This is a genomic window from Nocardia sp. NPDC049707 (assembly GCF_040674855.1).
In the GTDB taxonomy this organism is placed as follows: Bacteria; Actinomycetota; Actinomycetes; order Mycobacteriales; family Mycobacteriaceae; genus Nocardia.
In genome coordinates, this window is record NZ_JBFANN010000010.1 from 110,570 (window position 1) to 126,282 (window position 15,713).

The 15,713-nt window shown below is 65.3% G+C and carries 17 protein-coding genes and 1 pseudogene; 10 read left to right on the forward strand and 8 right to left on the reverse strand.

Going from position 1 to position 15,713, the window contains the following annotated elements; translation table 11 throughout:
- Window positions 1-11: 11 nt before the first annotated feature.
- From AB0J29_RS12455 to AB0J29_RS12465, 3 genes are read right to left on the reverse strand one after another with little or no spacing between them, the layout of a single operon-like run.
- A complete protein-coding gene (locus AB0J29_RS12455; protein ID WP_364783638.1) occupies window positions 12-884 on the reverse strand; it encodes a sugar phosphate isomerase/epimerase family protein in 873 nt (290 codons plus the stop codon).
- Window positions 881-2,071, reverse strand: coding sequence for a dihydrodipicolinate synthase family protein (locus AB0J29_RS12460; protein WP_364783641.1), 1,191 nt, complete (start codon window positions 2,069-2,071; stop codon window positions 881-883). Before AB0J29_RS12460 ends, AB0J29_RS12455 begins: the two co-directional genes overlap by 4 nt.
- Window positions 2,068-3,231 (reverse strand): Gfo/Idh/MocA family oxidoreductase, encoded by a 1,164-nt coding sequence (locus AB0J29_RS12465; RefSeq protein WP_364783644.1) that lies wholly within the window; start codon window positions 3,229-3,231, stop codon window positions 2,068-2,070. The genes AB0J29_RS12460 and AB0J29_RS12465 overlap by 4 nt, the downstream gene beginning before the upstream one ends.
- A 176-nt stretch (window positions 3,232-3,407) precedes the next feature.
- Here AB0J29_RS12465 and AB0J29_RS12470 point away from each other — a divergent pair, with 176 nt between their 5' ends.
- The 8 genes and pseudogenes from AB0J29_RS12470 to AB0J29_RS12505 all read left to right on the forward strand — a co-directional run bounded on the left by AB0J29_RS12470 (window position 3,408) and on the right by AB0J29_RS12505 (window position 9,913).
- Window positions 3,408-4,448, forward strand: coding sequence for a LacI family DNA-binding transcriptional regulator (locus AB0J29_RS12470; RefSeq protein ID WP_364783647.1), 1,041 nt, complete (start codon window positions 3,408-3,410; stop codon window positions 4,446-4,448).
- Between the two features lie 222 nt (window positions 4,449-4,670).
- Window positions 4,671-5,447: an ABC transporter permease gene (locus tag AB0J29_RS12475; protein ID WP_364783650.1), complete on the forward strand. Its 777-nt coding sequence runs from the start codon at window positions 4,671-4,673 to the stop codon at window positions 5,445-5,447.
- Between the two features lie 43 nt (window positions 5,448-5,490).
- Window positions 5,491-6,531, forward strand: coding sequence for an ABC transporter substrate-binding protein (locus tag AB0J29_RS12480; protein ID WP_364783653.1), 1,041 nt, complete (start codon window positions 5,491-5,493; stop codon window positions 6,529-6,531).
- A 17-nt stretch (window positions 6,532-6,548) separates the two neighbouring features.
- The gene (locus AB0J29_RS12485; RefSeq protein WP_364783656.1) at window positions 6,549-7,352 is read left to right on the forward strand and encodes an ABC transporter ATP-binding protein; all 804 of its coding nucleotides are present in this window, start codon (window positions 6,549-6,551) and stop codon (window positions 7,350-7,352) included.
- A gap of 41 nt (window positions 7,353-7,393) precedes the next feature.
- Window positions 7,394-8,512, forward strand: a complete 1,119-nt coding sequence (locus AB0J29_RS12490; protein ID WP_364783659.1) for a glycerate kinase — start codon at window positions 7,394-7,396, stop codon at window positions 8,510-8,512.
- Between the two features lie 105 nt (window positions 8,513-8,617).
- Window positions 8,618-8,779, forward strand: a pseudogene (locus AB0J29_RS12495) (ISL3 family transposase); the annotation flags it as partial.
- Between the two features lie 35 nt (window positions 8,780-8,814).
- The gene (locus tag AB0J29_RS12500) at window positions 8,815-9,180 is read left to right on the forward strand and encodes a metalloregulator ArsR/SmtB family transcription factor (RefSeq protein WP_364783662.1); all 366 of its coding nucleotides are present in this window, start codon (window positions 8,815-8,817) and stop codon (window positions 9,178-9,180) included.
- Window positions 9,164-9,913, forward strand: a complete 750-nt coding sequence (locus AB0J29_RS12505; protein ID WP_364783665.1) for a DUF2071 domain-containing protein — start codon at window positions 9,164-9,166, stop codon at window positions 9,911-9,913. The genes AB0J29_RS12500 and AB0J29_RS12505 overlap by 17 nt, the downstream gene beginning before the upstream one ends.
- A 105-nt stretch (window positions 9,914-10,018) precedes the next feature.
- On the opposite strand, the gene AB0J29_RS12510 is transcribed toward AB0J29_RS12505, so the two are convergent.
- Window positions 10,019-10,678, reverse strand: a complete 660-nt coding sequence (locus tag AB0J29_RS12510; RefSeq protein ID WP_364783668.1) for an isochorismatase family protein — start codon at window positions 10,676-10,678, stop codon at window positions 10,019-10,021.
- A gap of 316 nt (window positions 10,679-10,994) precedes the next feature.
- On the reverse strand, window positions 10,995-11,252 hold the full coding sequence (locus AB0J29_RS12515; RefSeq protein WP_364783671.1) for a (4Fe-4S)-binding protein: 258 nt from the start codon (window positions 11,250-11,252) through the stop codon (window positions 10,995-10,997).
- Between the two features lie 139 nt (window positions 11,253-11,391).
- Between AB0J29_RS12515 and AB0J29_RS12520 the strand changes: the two genes are divergently transcribed.
- Both AB0J29_RS12520 and AB0J29_RS12525 read left to right on the forward strand, forming a co-directional pair.
- Window positions 11,392-11,910, forward strand: coding sequence for a MarR family transcriptional regulator (locus AB0J29_RS12520; protein ID WP_364783674.1), 519 nt, complete (start codon window positions 11,392-11,394; stop codon window positions 11,908-11,910).
- A gap of 279 nt (window positions 11,911-12,189) precedes the next feature.
- Window positions 12,190-13,428 carry a helix-turn-helix domain-containing protein gene (locus AB0J29_RS12525; RefSeq protein ID WP_364783677.1) on the forward strand — a complete coding sequence of 413 codons (1,239 nt, stop codon included), beginning with the start codon at window positions 12,190-12,192 and terminating at the stop codon, window positions 13,426-13,428.
- Window positions 13,429-13,473: 45 nt separating this feature from the next.
- On the opposite strand, the gene AB0J29_RS12530 is transcribed toward AB0J29_RS12525, so the two are convergent.
- The 3 genes from AB0J29_RS12530 to AB0J29_RS12540 form a co-directional block, all read right to left on the reverse strand.
- Window positions 13,474-13,866, reverse strand: coding sequence for a nuclear transport factor 2 family protein (locus tag AB0J29_RS12530; RefSeq protein ID WP_364783680.1), 393 nt, complete (start codon window positions 13,864-13,866; stop codon window positions 13,474-13,476).
- 7 nt (window positions 13,867-13,873) lie between these two features.
- Window positions 13,874-14,437 (reverse strand): cupin domain-containing protein, encoded by a 564-nt coding sequence (locus AB0J29_RS12535; protein ID WP_364783683.1) that lies wholly within the window; start codon window positions 14,435-14,437, stop codon window positions 13,874-13,876.
- Between the two features lie 265 nt (window positions 14,438-14,702).
- The gene (locus AB0J29_RS12540; RefSeq protein WP_364783686.1) at window positions 14,703-15,620 is read right to left on the reverse strand and encodes an NADP-dependent oxidoreductase; all 918 of its coding nucleotides are present in this window, start codon (window positions 15,618-15,620) and stop codon (window positions 14,703-14,705) included.
- Window positions 15,621-15,713: the final 93 nt, after the last annotated feature.

Sequence of the window (15,713 nt, forward strand, 5' to 3'; positions counted from 1 at the left end):
CTCTGTGCGGTTCAGTCCACGAGGGACGGAAGGACCAGATCTCGGTAGCGCTGCTTCATCGTCTCGATCACTTCGTGGCCGTCGCTCGACCACAGTGCGGCATTGAAAATTTCGACCTCGACGTCGCCGCGGTAACCGGCGGTGCGAACCCACTGGCCGATAGTCGCGAAGTCGATGACGCCGTCGCCCATCATGCCCCGCGACAGCAGCGGATCGGCGGTCATCGGGTTCAGCCAGTCACACACCTGATACGAGCTGATCCGTCCGGATGCACCGGCCTGTGCGATCTGTTCTTCCAAGGTTGGATCCCACCAGATATGGAAGGTGTCGACCACGACACCCACGGTCTCCGCCGGATACGGCTGCGCCATCGACAATGCCTGTGCCAGTGTGGAGATCACCGCACGGTCGGCACAGAACATCGGGTGCAGCGGCTCCAGGGCAAGGCGGACACCGCGCTCGGCCGCATACGGGACCAGCAGTGCGAGCCGCTCGTCCACCCGCTCCCGCGCGGCGGCGAGGTCCCGGTCCGGCATACCGCCCACCACCATCACCAGTTCCCGCGTGGCCAGTGTCGCCGCGTCGTCGATGGCACGGCGGTTGTCCGCGAGCGCTGCTTGCCCGTCGCCCGGCTCGGTCAGGAAGCCGCCGCGGCACAGACTGGAGACACGCAACCCCGCATCGGCGACGATCTTCGCCGCGGTGGCGGCACCGACCTCGTCGACCCGATCGCGCCACAGGCCCACCGCACCGAGCCCCGCGCGGGCAGCGCCATCTACCGCCTCGGCGAGCGTCCACATTTTGGTCGTTGCCGTATTCAGCGACAGCGACCGGTACGGATCGGCGAGATCGAATGGCGTCTTCTGTGCCGCAACCGAAGTCATGAGCTCAATCCGTTCAGTTCGAGGTAGACCCGCATGCGGTGCGCCGCGAGTTCCGGATCGGATAGCAGTCCGGCTTTGTCCGCAAGCCGGAACAGTTCGACCATATGCGGCACAGAACGGCCGGTGGACAGGCCCGCGACCATCGAGAAGCCGGGCTGCTTGCCATTGAGCCAGGACAGGAAAGCGATACCGGTTTTGTAGTAGTACGTCGGTGCCGCGAAGATGTGCCGCCCGAGTTCCTGAGTGGTACTGAGGATTTCCGACGCGCGCGCAATATTCCCGGTGTCGAGTTCCTGTAGCGCGGTCGACGCGGCTGGGTAGATCGCCGCGAATATACCCAGCAGTGCATCCGAATGCCCTTGTGCGTCACCGATGATCAGCCCGGGATAGTTGAAATCGTCGCCCGTATACAGCCTTACCCCGTCGGGCAGCGCGCGTCGCAGTGCGATCTCGTGTGCTGCGTCGAGGAGCGAGACCTTGACTCCGTCGATCTTCGATCTGTTGTTCTCGATGAGCGTGCGGAACGTCTCGGTGGCGGTATCGATATCGGGACTGCCCCAATATCCGTGCAGCGCAGGATCGAACATGGTGCCGAGCCAGTGCAGGATCACCGGTCGATCCACGCCGGCCAGCAATTTCTCGTAGACGTACACGTAGTCGGCGGCCGAACGGGCGACCTGCACGAGTGCCCGCGAGGCCATCAGAATCACCTGCGCTCCGGCGTCGGTCACCACGTCGATCTGCTCGCGATAGGCATCGACGATCCTGTCGAGTCCGGCCGATCCGGAGAGGAGTCCGGCGAGATCGAGCTGATCGGTTCCGGCTCCGCAGGCGAGCCTGCCACCGACCGATGCCGCCTCGGCGCCGGATCGCCGGATCAATTCCGCTGTCGCTTGCCAATCGAGACCCATTCCGCGCTGTGCGGTGTCCATGGCATCGGCGACACCGAGCCCGTAGGACCACAATTCGCGCCGGTAGGCCAGCGTGGCGTCCCAGTCGACAGCTGCGGGCGCACGGGGTGTGTTGTCCGCCGTCACACGCGGAATCACATGCGCAGCAGCGAAAGCCACGCGCGAAGTGATCGGTTGCGTTGGCCGCGTCCAAGCGCCCGGGGCACCGAGAGCGTACGGTTCGAGTCGGCCGTCGACGGGCAGCATGATCGACACACCCGTGGATGTCGCGGTCACAGCGTGACCTCCGGGATCTCGATCCGACGCCCTTCGGCGGAGCTGCGCAGTCCCAGTTCGGCCAGCTGAACACCGCGTGCGGCGGAGAGCAGCCCGTAGCGGTGCGGCCGTTCGTTCACCACGTCGGTGAGGAACTCCTCCCACTGCAACTTGAATCCGTTGTCCAAGTCCGCGTTCGCGGGCACTTCCAACCATTGATCACGGAACGGCTCGGTGACCGGGAGATCCGGATTCCAGACCGGCTTGGGCGTATGCGAGCGATGCTGCGCAACGCATTTGCGCAAGCCGGCGACGGCAGAGCCGTGCGTTCCGTCGATCTGGAACTCGACGAGCTCATCGCGGTACACACGTACCGCCCACGACGAGTTGATCTGTGCGACAACGCCGTTCTCCATCTCGAAGATCCCATAGGCAGCATCATCGGCGGTGGCCGGATATGGCTTCCCCTGTTCGTCCCATCGAGTGGGGATGTGGGTTGTCGCCTTCGCGGTTACCGCCTCGACCTTGCCGAGCAGGCCCTCGAGCACGTAGTTCCAGTGACAGAACATGTCCACGACGATGCCGCCCCCGTCTTCGGCCCGGTAGTTCCAGCTGGGTCGCTGGGCGGGTTGACCGTCGCCCTCGAAGACCCAGTAACCGAATTCGCCGCGCAGCGAGAGGATCCGGCCGAAGAAGCCTTCGTCGACGAGCCTGCGCAACTTCACCAGGCCGGGCAGGTAGAGCTTGTCGTGCACGACTCCGGCGGTGACGCCGGCGTTCGCGGCCACTCTGGCGAGTTCGACTGCCTCGGCCAGCGTTTCGGCGGTCGGCTTCTCGGTGAAGACGTGTTTACCCGCCTTCATCGCCGCCGCGAGTGCCTCGGCGCGACGTGAGGTGACCTGTGCGTCGAAGTAGATATCGATGGACGGATCGGCTATGACGGCGGCGGCGTCGGTGCTCCATTCGGCGATGCCGTGTTGTTCGGCGAGTTCGGCGAGCTTGGCGGCATTGCGGCCGACCAGGATCGGCTCCACCAGAACGCGGGTGCCGTCCGGGAGGAGCAACCCACCGCCGTCGCGGATCGGCAGGATCGATCGCATCAGGTGCTGGCGGTAGCCCATGCGACCGGTGACGCCGTTCATGGCGATGCGGAGCGTGCGCGGGGGTACGGAATCGGGCATTGGATTGTGCCTCTTCTGATTTGCGTGGCCGACGACCGCAGAATGGGTCGTGGACGGTGTGGATGGACCCGCACACGGCGAGTGGACAAGTCAGCGTCGGAATGCGCTTTCCAAGCTATGCTAGGCACGAAGTTCGGTCAACCCCCACGTGTATCGAGAGAACGAGGCAGGAAGCCATGGCGGCTGTGAGACTGCAAGACGTCGCGACCCGTGCGGGCGTCTCCCAGGCAACCGCGTCACGCGTGCTCAACGGATCGTCACGAGTTCCCGGCGAAGGCGTCGCCGACCGGGTTCGCGCCGCCGCCGCCGAATTGGGATATGTGGCGAATGCCCAGGCCCAGGCCCTCGCGCGGTCTTCGACCGGACTCATCGGACTCGTCGTGCACGATATAGCCGATCCCTACTTCTCCTCGATCGTGCAGGGTGTCCAGGCGGCGGCGCGCAGGGCGGGCAAACTCGTCCTGCTGGCCAGTACGCAACGTGATTTCGATATCGAACGCGAATCCGTGAGCACCTTCATCTCGCACCGCGCCGATGCGATCATCCTGGCGGGTTCACGCCAGAGCGGGGATCTCGACCGCGATCTCGAGAAGGAATGCGCGCGGTATCTGGACAATAGCGGCAAGGTTGTCGTGATAGGACAGCCGCTGTCCTTCGGTGCCGCCGTGGAGCCCGAAAACCATGCATCGTCAGCGCAATTGGCGTATGCCCTGCTCGAGCAGGGGCACCGGGATTTCGCCGTCATCGGCGGGCCGGGCAATATCAGGACCGCTGTCGACCGGCGCAACGGCTTCGTCGAGGCTCTCGCGGCGCAGAGCGTGACACCGCTGATGGAGATCGCGGGGGACTTCTCCCGTGACGGTGGTTTCAGCGCCGCTCGTCGCCTTTCCGCCGCGTTGGACCTGCATCCCGGACAGACCAGCAACGTCGTGCCCTGCGTTTTCGCCGTGAGCGACGTGATGGCGATAGGGGCGATCGCGGCTTGGCGTGAGCTCGGCCTCGCGGTCCCCGACGATGTCTGCGTCGCCGGGTTCGACGATATCCCGACGCTGCGTGACCATGTACCTGGTCTTTCGACGGTAGCGCTGCCGCTGGTCGATATCGGCGAGCGCGCCGTTCGGCTCGCGCTCGACGACTCCGCCACGGCCTCGCATACCCACGAATTCGTGCCCGGCCGCGTGATTCTGCGCGACAGCAGCGTTTTGCGACAGGTCTGACCTGCGACAATTCGAAACCCTTGACACTGTGGGTCCGGTCACACTAGCCTCGGTCTCAGCTTCGGAAAGCGCATTCCCGGCGGGTGTAGTGCGAACCCCGCTCCACTACTAGCTTTAGGACCCCAGATGGCGGTAGTCACGTCCGTCGAGGCCAGTTCCTCCGCACCGAAAGCGACGCAACCCGTTCGCACTCGGCGCCGGAAGCTCCCATCTCTATCCAACATGTGGTCGACCATTTGGCGGCCGCTCACCCTGGTGGCGGTGCTCGTCGTCGCATGGTGGGCCGTCACCGAGTTCGGGCTCGTCGAGCCTTACATTCTGCCGCCGCCGGCGGATACCTGGCGCACCGCCGCCGACAACTCGACGTACCTGCTCCAGAACACTTGGGTTACGACCTACGAAACGGTGGTCGGCTTCGTTATCGCCGCGCTGATCGGCGAAGTCGTTGCACTGGTGATGATCTACTCACGCGGTATCGAGCGAACAATGTATCCGCTCATCCTCTTCGCGCAGGTCATCCCCAAAATCGCAATCGCCCCGCTGTTCATCGTATGGCTCGGGTTCGGCACCAGCCCCAAGATCCTCGTCGCCGTACTGATGGCATTCTTTCCGATCGTCATCTCCGGTATGGCCGGGCTGCGCTCGGTGGATCCCGAGATTCTCGAGCTCACCTCCACCATGGGCGCGAGCAATTGGAAGACGTTCGTGAAGGTGCGTTTTCCGGCATCACTGCCACAGTTGATGTCCGGCCTCAAGATCGCCGCCACCCTCGCGGTCACCGGCGCCGTCGTCGGCGAATTCGTCGGCGCCAATGAAGGTCTCGGCTATGTGATCCTGCAGGCCAACGGAAATATCGACACGGCAATGCTTTTCGCTGCCCTGATCATCATGTCCATGCTGGGCATCATCCTGTTCGCGATCATCGAAATCGCCGAGCAGTTCCTCATTCCGTGGCACGCCTCCCGTCGATCCACGGCCTCGGCCGTCGGCGCGGCATGAGCATGTCGAACAACCGTATTCGCTCCACAGTTGGAGAACTCGCATGAAATTCGGAACTCGCACACTCACGACGATCGGCGCCGCCGCGGTGGCATCGGTCCTGGTGTTGACCGGCTGCGGGGGCGGCGGCAAGGGCGCGAAGGATCCCGGCACCGACGGGAAGACCACCGCGGTGTCGCTGATGCTCAACTGGTACCCCTACGGCGAGCACGCCCCGTTCTATTACGGCGTGAAAGAAGGCATATTCGCCAAGCACGGCATCGATCTGAAGATCTCGGCCGGACAGGGCTCGACTAAAACCGCGCAGGCCACCGGTTCGAAGCAGACCGACTTCGGCTGGGCCGATACCCCGGCCGTCCTCAGCAATATCGATAAGGGCGTCAAGATCAAGAGCGTCGGCGTTTTCCTCCAGACCACGCCATCGGCAGTGCAGGTATTCGCCGATTCGAACATCCGGACACCGGCCGATCTGGCGGGTAAGACCATTGCCGTCTCCGCGGGTGACGCACCGACCACGACCTTCCCGATCTATCTCGACAAGGCGGGCGTTCCGGCGGATCAGGTAACCCAGCAGAGCCTCGACTCGGCGGGCAAGATGTCGGCGATGCTCTCCGGTCGCGTCGATGGGCTTATCGGATTCGCGCACGACCAGGGCCCCACCATCGCGAGCAAGAGCGGCAAAGAAGTCCGCTACCTGCGGTATTCGGATCAGGGCCTGAACTTCTTCAGTAACGGGCTGATCGCGAATAAGGCCACCATCGAATCCTCGCCAAAGCTGGTACAGGCCATGGTGGATGCGACGAGCGAGGCCTTCGCCGCCGCGGTCGCGAAGCCGGAGGCGGCAGTCGCCGCGATGGAGGGTGCGGATCCGCAACTGCCGCCGCAGCAAGTACTGCTCCAGCAGTGGCAGCAGACCATCCCGCTGCTCAGCACACCGGAGACCGCGGGTAAGGCGCCGGGAACCAATTCCGAAGCGAATTGGCGCACCACCGTTGCTGTGCTCAGCAGTGCGAAGCTCCTCGACAAAGCCGAGGACCCGGGCAAGTACTGGGACTCGAAGTTCACACCCACCAGCAAGCCGTGACCGGAGCAGGTGACGATATGAGCACACCCACCAACACCATCGCCCGCACCGATACCGCGGTCGCGGTAGACGACCTGACCGTACGGTTCTCGTCCAAACGCGGCGAGGTCACCGCACTGCAAGATGTCGATTTGCACGTCCGTCGAGGCGAATTCGTTTCGATCGTCGGCCCGTCCGGCTGCGGCAAATCGACGTTGCTGAAAGTCGTCGCTGGTCTCACCGATCCGAGCGGAGGCAGCGTCGAACTCGGCGGCACCCTCGTGCGTGGGCCGCAGCGCAATATCGGCTACGTATTCCAGCGCGCCGCACTGCTGGAATGGCGGACTGTACGCAAGAACATCCTGCTCCAAGCCGAGATGCGCGGCATGAACAAACAGGCGGCCGCGGCCGAATGTGCGCGTCTCATCGAGATGACCGGCCTCAGCGGATTCGAGGACGCCCTGCCGCACGAGCTCTCCGGCGGTATGCAGCAACGGGTTTCGCTGTGCCGGGCCCTGCTGCATGAACCGGAAGTGCTGCTGATGGACGAGCCGTTCGGTGCACTCGACGCGCTCACCAGGGAACGGATGAACGTCGAGCTGCATCGGATCTGGCGGGAAACGGGCACAACGGTACTGCTGGTCACCCATTCGGTGGCCGAGGCCGTATACCTCGCCAACCGGGTGGTCGTGATGAGCCCGAGGCCGGGCAGGATCATCGAACTACTCGACGTCGACCTGCCCGCGCACCGGAACTACGCCACGACGATGGAGACGCCGGAATTCATCACGGTCGCCAACCGGGTCCGGGATCTGCTCGGCTCGGTGGCGCAAGCGGACTGATATTCGATCTCCGCCGACTCACTGGATAGAAAGTCAACCGCGTGAGGGTTCTGGTTGCCCCGGACAAGTTCAAAGGAAGCCTCTCCGCATCCGAGGTGGCCGACCGGCTGGCGGAGGGCTTGGCGGCGGCAGGGGTCGACAGTTACAGAATGCCGCTGGCCGACGGCGGTGATGGGAGCGTCGACGCTGCGGTAGCGGCCGGTTTCGCTCCGCATCCGGTGACGGTCGCAGGGGCGGCGGGAACCCCGAGATACGGGCGGATCGCCGTCGGCGACGGTACCGCTGTGGTCGAGGTCGCGAATACCTGCGGCCTCACCACCCTGCCGAACGGCCGCACGCTGCCACTGGATGCGAGCAGTCTCGGTATGGGACAAGCTATCTCGCAAGCGTTGCGGTATCGGCCGCACCGATTGGTCCTTGCCCTCGGTGGCAGTGCCAGCACCGACGGCGGAATGGGACTGCTGGCTGCGCTCGGCTTCACCTTCGCCGATGCGAGGGGACTTCAACTGCGAGCGTGCGGGCGGAGTTTGGGGCGAGTCCACACCGTCGACTCATCGCGGGCGGCAAAGCTGACGGGGGTCGAGATCGTGGTTGCCGGGGATGTCACCAATCCCTTGCTCGGACCGGACGGTGCGGCGGCGGTGTACGGGCCGCAGAAGGGGGCTACCGACGCCGAGGTGCGGTTTCTCGACGCCGGCCTGAACAACCTCGTCCAAGCGTTCGCCCGCAGCGGCTACCCGGACGCGATGGCTGTCGCGGCCGCAGCCGGAGCGGGCAGCGCGGGCGGAATCGGCTTCGCCGCGTTACTGCTCGGCGGCAAAATCGTGTCAGGTGCCGAGTACTTTCTCGACTTGCACGAGTTCGATCGGCACCTGCCCGGTTTCGACCTGGTGGTCACCGGGGAGGGAAGTATCGATGAGCAGACCGCGAACGGCAAACTGCCCTCGGTTCTGGCCCGCCGCTCCCACCCCGTTCCGGTCGTCGCCGTCGTCGGTCGGAGCACGCTGTCCCCAGGCCAGTGGGGCCCGGCAGGATTCACGACCATTTACTCCCTCGGTGACTACACCGACAGGGATACCGCCGCTGACCCTGAACTGACCCGGCACGTGCTGACCCGGATCGGCCAGCAGATCGGCCGCATCACGGCCGTGGCGCCATGAACACGCCCATCCGTCGCGCGAACCTGGTGAATCTCCTTGCCGACCAGAGACACACAGTCGCCCAACTCTCTGCCCATGCCGAGTGCTCTCTTTGCAGGTTCGGTTGTCCCCCGCCACATCGCGGTGCGGGCACTGCTGCAGATTCCGCTCCCGCACCGGGCGATTCCTCGGGTTGTCAGCGTGGACGGCTTTGCGCTGCGGCGTCGAAATCGTTACGGCACAGCGGTGATCGATGCGGTCACCCACGAACGGATTGGAATCCATCCTTGTTCGCTATTTAGCTACAGTGCTAAATTGCAAATATGACCGAGTTCGGCCCTGAAGAGGAAGCTGGAGTGTTCCGCGCGCTGGCCGACTCGACGCGCCGGCAGATCCTGGAGGACCTCCGCTCCGGCGAGTTGACCGCGGGTGATATCGCCGCGAGATTTCCGATCAGTGGTCCCTCGATCTCCCGGCATCTGGGCGTACTCAAGGCAGCCGGGCTCGTCCGAGAGCGAAGAGCCGCCAATCGAATCTTCTACTCGCTTGTTGAGGAACGACTGGCGTTGTGTGTCGGCAGGTTTCTGAGCGCGATCTGCCCGGAGCAGGTCATCGTCAGGCAGCGCAGACTGCGAACCACCAAGAACAGGAAGCCGGATGAAACCTCCGCGGATGTCCAGCGTCGTTGAGCGACGCCTTCTTGTGAACTATCGAGTCGACCCTGATGCCGCCGCGAGCTTGGTGCCGCCGCCGATGCGACCTCAATTGGTTGGCGGTTGGGCGGTTGCCGGCATCTGCCTGATCCGCCTCGGACAGTTCCGGCCCAGTCGGCTCCCCGGCTGGGTCGGGCTACGCAGCGAGAACGCGGCACATCGCATCGCGGTTGAGTGGGATGGTCCGCGTGGACGCTCGACCGGTGTGTATATCTCGCGCCGCGACAGCGGCTCGATGACCAATGTCCTTGCCGGCGGTCGACTGTTTCCGGGTGAGCACAGTTTGGCGCGGTTCGACGTGCGGGAGACGGCGCAGGACCTGCATGTGGCCTTCGCCAGTCATGACGAGACCATGTCCGTGAGTGTGGACGTCCGGACCGCCGAGCGGTTCCAGGGAAGCGAACTGTTCGCCGATCTGGCGCAGGCATCGGACTTCTTTCGGCATGGCTCAGCCGGATTCTCGGCCACGCGTGGCGGTCAATGCCTTGATGGGCTCGAACTCCGAACTGACTCATGGCACGTCGAGCCGGTCGACATCCAGTCGGTTCGGTCCACGGTCTTCGACGACCGGAACCGGTTCCCGCCGGGCAGCGCGGTGCTCGACTGCGCCTTACTCATGCGCCAGGTGCCGGTAACCTGGCGCCCCCTTCCGCCTCTGCGGGTCGTTGCTGGCTCCGCGACTGCAGGGCATAGCGCACGTCTGGAATAAGTGCACTGCGCCAGTAATCCACGCGATCACCCGAGGTTCCATCGTCGACCACTACGGCACACCAGCGATCAAATCCACCATTCGTCGTATGGCCCGGATCAGGAGTCAGGACAGATATTCGGGTGCCTTTGCCACGCCGGCGGCAACCTGATCGAGTACGAAGTCGGTGTAGAACGACGCCGCTCCGCCCCGCCGCGCCATGACTTCGGTGATCGCCTGTTTCTCCGGCGAGGTGTAGTCCGGAGCCCATTCGGCGACCACCGCGACCCAGTTGATCGGCCTGGCGCCCGCCATGCTGAGCCGAGTCTTCGCGTCCTGGTGAGCCTCCGGGGTGACACCTGCCGAGCAGTCCGTGACGAAGTAGACCTCGTAGCCGTCCTTCAGCGCGCCGAGGGCAGTCTGGGCCAAGCACACATCGGTCGAAAGCCCCGCCATGACGAGCTTTCGGCGGCCGGTGGCTTGCACCGCCGCCCGCACCTCGGGGTGCGACCACGCGGCGGTGGTCACCCGGTCGATCGGGGTGAGGTCCGGGAAAGCCGCACGGATCTCCTTGAAGATCGGGTCGACCAGTGGGCCGCCGGCCGCACCTACCGTCGTGAGAACGGTCGGCACGCCGAGGGCCTTGGCGGCCTCGGCCAGCCCGGCCACGTTGTTGACCAGATCCGAGTGGGAGGGCGGCATGGTCATCAGCGCGACACCCGGCTGATGGTCAATGAGCACGACGACGGAGTTCTCGATCGTGAGCTCATTCGGATTCTCGGACATGGATCTTCCCTTCGGTGTGAAATTGCAGCGAATCAAACTGGTAGATAAGGACTTTCGGAACTCGATGCACTATTGGGCAATCGAGTCTTCAGTCCGCGAGGAGTTCGCGGACCTGGCGATGACTTTGTGCCGCAGGGCTCGATGATCAGTGCGATGTCCTTCGGATCCCTGGGGGCCGCGATCGACACCGGACATCCGGCCTCGATCAGGACTCGCGCCAGCACGGGCCCGGTGTGGCCGGCACCCCGTATCGAAATACGCGGCAGCCGAGCGTGATTCGCACACACCTCGCGAGGCTGCCTGTTCTGCACGGTCTTCACTCCGGTGGCGCGGTCCGGACGCGGCCGTCGTCGGTGCGGTACCCGAGCGCGAAGCTCGGGCAGCGATCGATGACTTCGACGACGCCGTCCATCGGGGCTGCGGTCGGGTCGATCCACGGCCGCCGCTGATGGTCGAAAACCTCGGGCAGTCCTCGTACGCACTCCTGAGCGTGGCGACAACGATTCGGTTCCCAGGTGACGGTCAATCCGACCGCTCGATACTCGCGGATCGTGTCGGATCTGTTGTGGGACATGCGATCACCGTCCTGTCGAGCAGCGGCGGCAGCTGCGTGCATTCACATCGGCCATGACTCGAAAACTACGCTCGATTAGTTAAAGATGCAAGTGATTGAGCGGATTGATGACTTCAATCATTAAGTTATGCTTGGCGGCATGACACCGGCTGACGAGCCCCGCTGGCTCGACGACGAAGAACGAGATGCTTGGATCATGCTCGAGAGCATCCTGACCCGACTGCCGACATCACTCGATGCGCAGCTGCAGCGTGATGCCGGCATCAGTCATTTCGAGTACCTGGTCCTGGCCGGCCTGTCGATGACCGACAACCGCGCCCTGCGCATGAAGGATCTGGCCGCGTTCGCCGGCGGGTCGCTGCCCCGGTTGTCCCAGGTGGTCACTCGGCTGGAGAAGCGCGGATGGGTGTCGCGCCGGCCGGATCCCGTCGACGGCCGTTCCACCATTGCCGACCTCACCGACGCGGGCTATCAGGTCGTCGTCGCCGCCGCGCCTGGTCATGTCGACGCGGTGCGTTGCTTCGTCTTCGACAATCTGACCCGCGCTCAGATCAGGCAGTTGACAGGCATCGGGCGGCGCGTTGTCGCCGCGATCGACCCCAACCATCCTGCGCTGATCGGACTGCCCGCGATGAACCTCGGGACACAGGACCGATAGATGCTGCTGAGTCAGAGCGCCAGCAGCGCGTGTTCGGATGGTGCTAGGGCAGTCCAGCGGTTCCTCGGTGGATTCATCGAGTTCGGTGACGAACATCTGCTCGACGACCCCACCGCCGGCGGGTCGGACGTATGGATGCCATGAGTCCCGCGCTTAAGCCTTGCGTTGAGACTCGGCGGGTGCGGTGGGCAGGCAGCGGAGGCAACCTAGGCTGGCGGGATGGCATGGTGGCAAGAACTGAAGGTCGACGATGCCGTCGTCGCCGCTCGGCGTGCGCGCGTGCCGCTGTCGATCGACCAGGAGGCGCGGTCAAGCCTCGGGGCCGGAGCGCTGGACTGGGCACACGCGCTTGCCGAGGAGATCGCCCGAGACTTCATCGAGAACACGATCCCCGAGCTCGCCGACACGACCGATTTCGCGAAGGCCCTCGCCCGTAGCGCCGAAGTCAACGTGCTGCGCATCCTGCTCGCGCTCGACGGCTCCCCCGCCGATGGAGATCCGCCCATAGAGGCACTCAACTTCGTCCGCGACGCGGCCCTGCGCCATGTGCCGCTGTGGGCGATCCTGCGCGGTTATCGGCTGGGACTGGACCACTGGATACGGTGGGCGGCCCCCGCGATCGAGAGTCACAGTGCATCCACCGATCGGCTGGACGACTTCCGCGAGGCGACGCAGGCTGCGGTCCGCCATATCGATCAGCTCTCCGAAGCCGTGGTCACCGAGTACGAGCGCGAGATGAATCGACGCGCGAGCGTGGGCGCCGCGCGGCGCCTCGCCCTGCTGCGCGCTGTGCTCGCTGGCGACAAGGTCGACGTCGATGCCGGATCGCGGACACTGGACTACCCGTTGCACGGCCATCACATCGCCGTCGTGTTCAGCCTCGCGGAGGACACCTCCGCGCTGGATCCGCTCGCGCTGCTCGAATCCGAGGCCCGCGCGCTCGCCGCACGGGCCCACGCGCTCGCCGTCACGACCGCGCCCGCCGGCCGGCGCCGGCTGCACGCTTGGCTCGCGGTGCCAACCGATCGGGCACTGACCGGTCCGCTCTCCGACGGCGTCGAGGCCGGCTACGGCAGCGCCGGTGTCGGTGTCGCCGGCTTCCGACGCTCGCACGCGGAGGCTTTTCAGGCGCTCGAGGTGCTGCAGGCATCCAGCCCCACGGCGCCGAACGAGCGCATCGTCGCTTACGCCGATGTCCGCCTCGTCGCGCTCGTCGCTGCGGAGAAGGCGCGCGCCAGGCTGTTCCTCGCCTCTGTCCTCGGCGGGCTGGCCGGCTCCGATCCACGCTCGCGCGAGTTGCGTACGACGCTGTACGCGTTCCTCGCTCGCAATCGCAGCCACACCGCGACCGCGCGTGATCTGCACCTGCACAAGAACACTGTCGTCAAGCGCGTCGCGCGCGCCTACGAACTGGTCGGCGATGACGCCGCCAAGCGCGAGATCGATCTGCACGTGGCGCTCACCGTCCTGGAAATTCTCGGCGACGATCTTCTCGATCCCGCGGAGCAGATACGTTGAAGGGGTGACGACGCTCTCGCGCCGCCACCCCTTCGGTCATTCACATCAGACCAGCACCCGTGCGACATGCTCGGTGTCGAGGTACTCGCGCACCTCGCTGACCTGACCTGCCCGACACCTGAAAACCACGCAGTAGTGGTTGCGATAGGCATTGCCGCGGCGCGACCGTGCCGTTCCCACATACTCGACCACGACAGTGCCGTCGTGAGCGAAGAGGTGGGTGATCTCGAAGGCGAGCGAGCCCGGCTCGAACATCTCGGCCGCGGCGGCTAGGAAGTCGCGTAGGACCGCCTCGCGCCCGACATGGCGCCCCGAGACCACGCTGTCTCCCGCGAGCCACCATTGGACGTCGTCGGTAAGAAGGCTCTCGATCGCCCCGAGGTCCATCCGACCCATCGCGTCCAACAGCGCCCGCACTGTCGCGTCATCGGTAGACATGTCGGTCTCAGTCGTCGAGCGAGAGATGCGGCAGGAACTCGAGGTTGTAGCGCTCACGGGCCTCCTCGACGAACGCCGCAACGGCCACCGGGTCGTTGGGGTCGAGCTCGAGGTTCTGGTAGTACTGGAAGTACGCGGGCAGGGTGTTGCCAGGGGTCAGCACGATGATCGTGCGGGTCGGGCCATCGCTGGTCACGTGGTAGCTGTGTGCGTAGTCCTTGGGACCCCACACCATCTCGCCGGCGTTCGCGACCATCTTGTGGCGGACGCCCTCGTGGTCGATCACGGTCACGGTGAGCTGGCCCTCCACGACATAGAACGCCTCGTCCTCACCGTGGTGGATGTGGAACCACGGGCGCTGCCCAGCGGGGAAGGTGACCTCGGCGATCGTCGCCTGACCGTCGGTCCGGTCGTACAGGGCGTGGTAGATCAGCTTCGTGCCGGGGATCTGCGGGGCACCGTCCCACTCGGATCCGCCCATGACGATCGTCGCACGCTCCGGGTCGGAAACGTAGGCACCACCGGGCGCCTCCACCTTCGCGGGGGTGAGCTTCTCGGTCACTTCGGTCATTACCACTCCTTCGTAGTATCGGGCGCCCCCTCCTGAACGCCTGATCACACGCTATTTCCGGCCAGATCCGATAACAATGTGCGACGGACACACCACTTGCCGGTCGACATGGTCCGGCAGACCACCGCCCGGTCCGAGAGCCCCGATTCGCTCATCTCGGAAAGGTGTGCGGCACAGGGATTCGATCACCGAAGCCCGGGCCTCACTGTGTCGCGGGATTCGGACGCGGCCTGGGAACAGCGGGGTGCCGTGGTGGCCGAGTCGGTCAGGGCTCGAGCACGTAGCGACCGCGCGTCCCGCCGTTGGCCATGGCCCGGTGGGCGTCGGCGGCCCGGGCCAACGGCACGACCGCATGCACTCGGGTCGGCAACCGGCCGGACGCGGCGCGGGCCAGCAGCTGCCCCAACCGAGGACCGTCCGACTGCGTCACCAGCGTGTTCACCGTGATCCTTCGCTCGGCCGCAGGCACTATGTTGGGCCGGACGCCGACGAAAGCGCCGCCGTCGCTGACCAGGGTCAGGCCCCACACCTGCCGCGACGTGGTGTCGACGACCGCGTCCCAGCCCGGCTCGGCGTCCGTGACGAAGTCGGCGCCGAGACCGCGTACGAATTGCTCGTCCGCGGCTCGGGCCAGACCGGTCACCCGCCAGCCGCGGTCGGGCGCGAGCGAGGCCACGTTGGCCCCGATCGCACCGGCCGCACCAGTCACCAGCAACCGGTTGCCGTCGGCGGGCGCGTCGCCGAGCAAGTTGATGATCTGCGCCGCACCCAGCCCGTTGAGCGGCACCGTCGATGCCGCGACCAGGTCGAGCCCATCGGGCACTACCGCGAGATCGGTGGCGGGCACGACGAGTTGTTCGGCATAGGTGCCGAAGTCGCGGTCGAAACCGAGGACGACACCGGCAACCCGAGTGCCGACGGTCAGGTCCACGCCCGGACCGGCGGCGAGCACGGTGCCGGCAAAGTCCCAGCCCAGGCCGGTGTGGGAGGGTTGGTTGATCATGCCCAGCTCGTGGAAGAAACCGCCGACGACTCCGAGGTCGGTGGGGTTGACCGGCGCGGCCGCAACCGCGACGCGGACCTCGCCGGGGCCGGGTTCGGTGCGGGGAACATCGATGATCTCGATCGAGTCGGGTCCGCCCGGTGTGCGGATGACGGCGGCCCGGAAGGTGGGCGTGCTCATGTTGCGCTCCTTATCAGTTCTGTTCTGATGTGCTCGAGACTGCTTCCGGGGGTTTGGAAGGCACTAGGAGCCGAATTGGAACGCTTGAAGCGG

Excerpts from the sequence above, each read along its gene's own strand:
- AB0J29_RS12455 (WP_364783638.1), bottom strand. The coding sequence starts at position 884 with ATGACTTCGGTTGCGGCACAGAAGACGCCATTCGATCTCGCCGATCCG.
- AB0J29_RS12465 (WP_364783644.1), bottom strand. The coding sequence starts at position 3,231 with ATGCCCGATTCCGTACCCCCGCGCACGCTCCGCATCGCCATGAACGGC.
- AB0J29_RS12470 (WP_364783647.1), top strand. The coding sequence starts at position 3,408 with ATGGCGGCTGTGAGACTGCAAGACGTCGCGACCCGTGCGGGCGTCTCC.
- AB0J29_RS12475 (WP_364783650.1), top strand. The coding sequence starts at position 4,671 with ATGTGGTCGACCATTTGGCGGCCGCTCACCCTGGTGGCGGTGCTCGTC.
- AB0J29_RS12480 (WP_364783653.1), top strand. The coding sequence starts at position 5,491 with ATGAAATTCGGAACTCGCACACTCACGACGATCGGCGCCGCCGCGGTG.
- AB0J29_RS12485 (WP_364783656.1), top strand. The coding sequence starts at position 6,549 with ATGAGCACACCCACCAACACCATCGCCCGCACCGATACCGCGGTCGCG.
- AB0J29_RS12500 (WP_364783662.1), top strand. The coding sequence starts at position 8,815 with ATGACCGAGTTCGGCCCTGAAGAGGAAGCTGGAGTGTTCCGCGCGCTG.
- AB0J29_RS12505 (WP_364783665.1), top strand. The coding sequence starts at position 9,164 with ATGTCCAGCGTCGTTGAGCGACGCCTTCTTGTGAACTATCGAGTCGAC.
- AB0J29_RS12510 (WP_364783668.1), bottom strand. The coding sequence starts at position 10,678 with ATGTCCGAGAATCCGAATGAGCTCACGATCGAGAACTCCGTCGTCGTG.
- AB0J29_RS12515 (WP_364783671.1), bottom strand. The coding sequence starts at position 11,252 with ATGTCCCACAACAGATCCGACACGATCCGCGAGTATCGAGCGGTCGGA.
- AB0J29_RS12520 (WP_364783674.1), top strand. The coding sequence starts at position 11,392 with ATGACACCGGCTGACGAGCCCCGCTGGCTCGACGACGAAGAACGAGAT.
- AB0J29_RS12530 (WP_364783680.1), bottom strand. The coding sequence starts at position 13,866 with ATGTCTACCGATGACGCGACAGTGCGGGCGCTGTTGGACGCGATGGGT.
- AB0J29_RS12535 (WP_364783683.1), bottom strand. The coding sequence starts at position 14,437 with ATGACCGAAGTGACCGAGAAGCTCACCCCCGCGAAGGTGGAGGCGCCC.
- AB0J29_RS12540 (WP_364783686.1), bottom strand. The coding sequence starts at position 15,620 with ATGAGCACGCCCACCTTCCGGGCCGCCGTCATCCGCACACCGGGCGGA.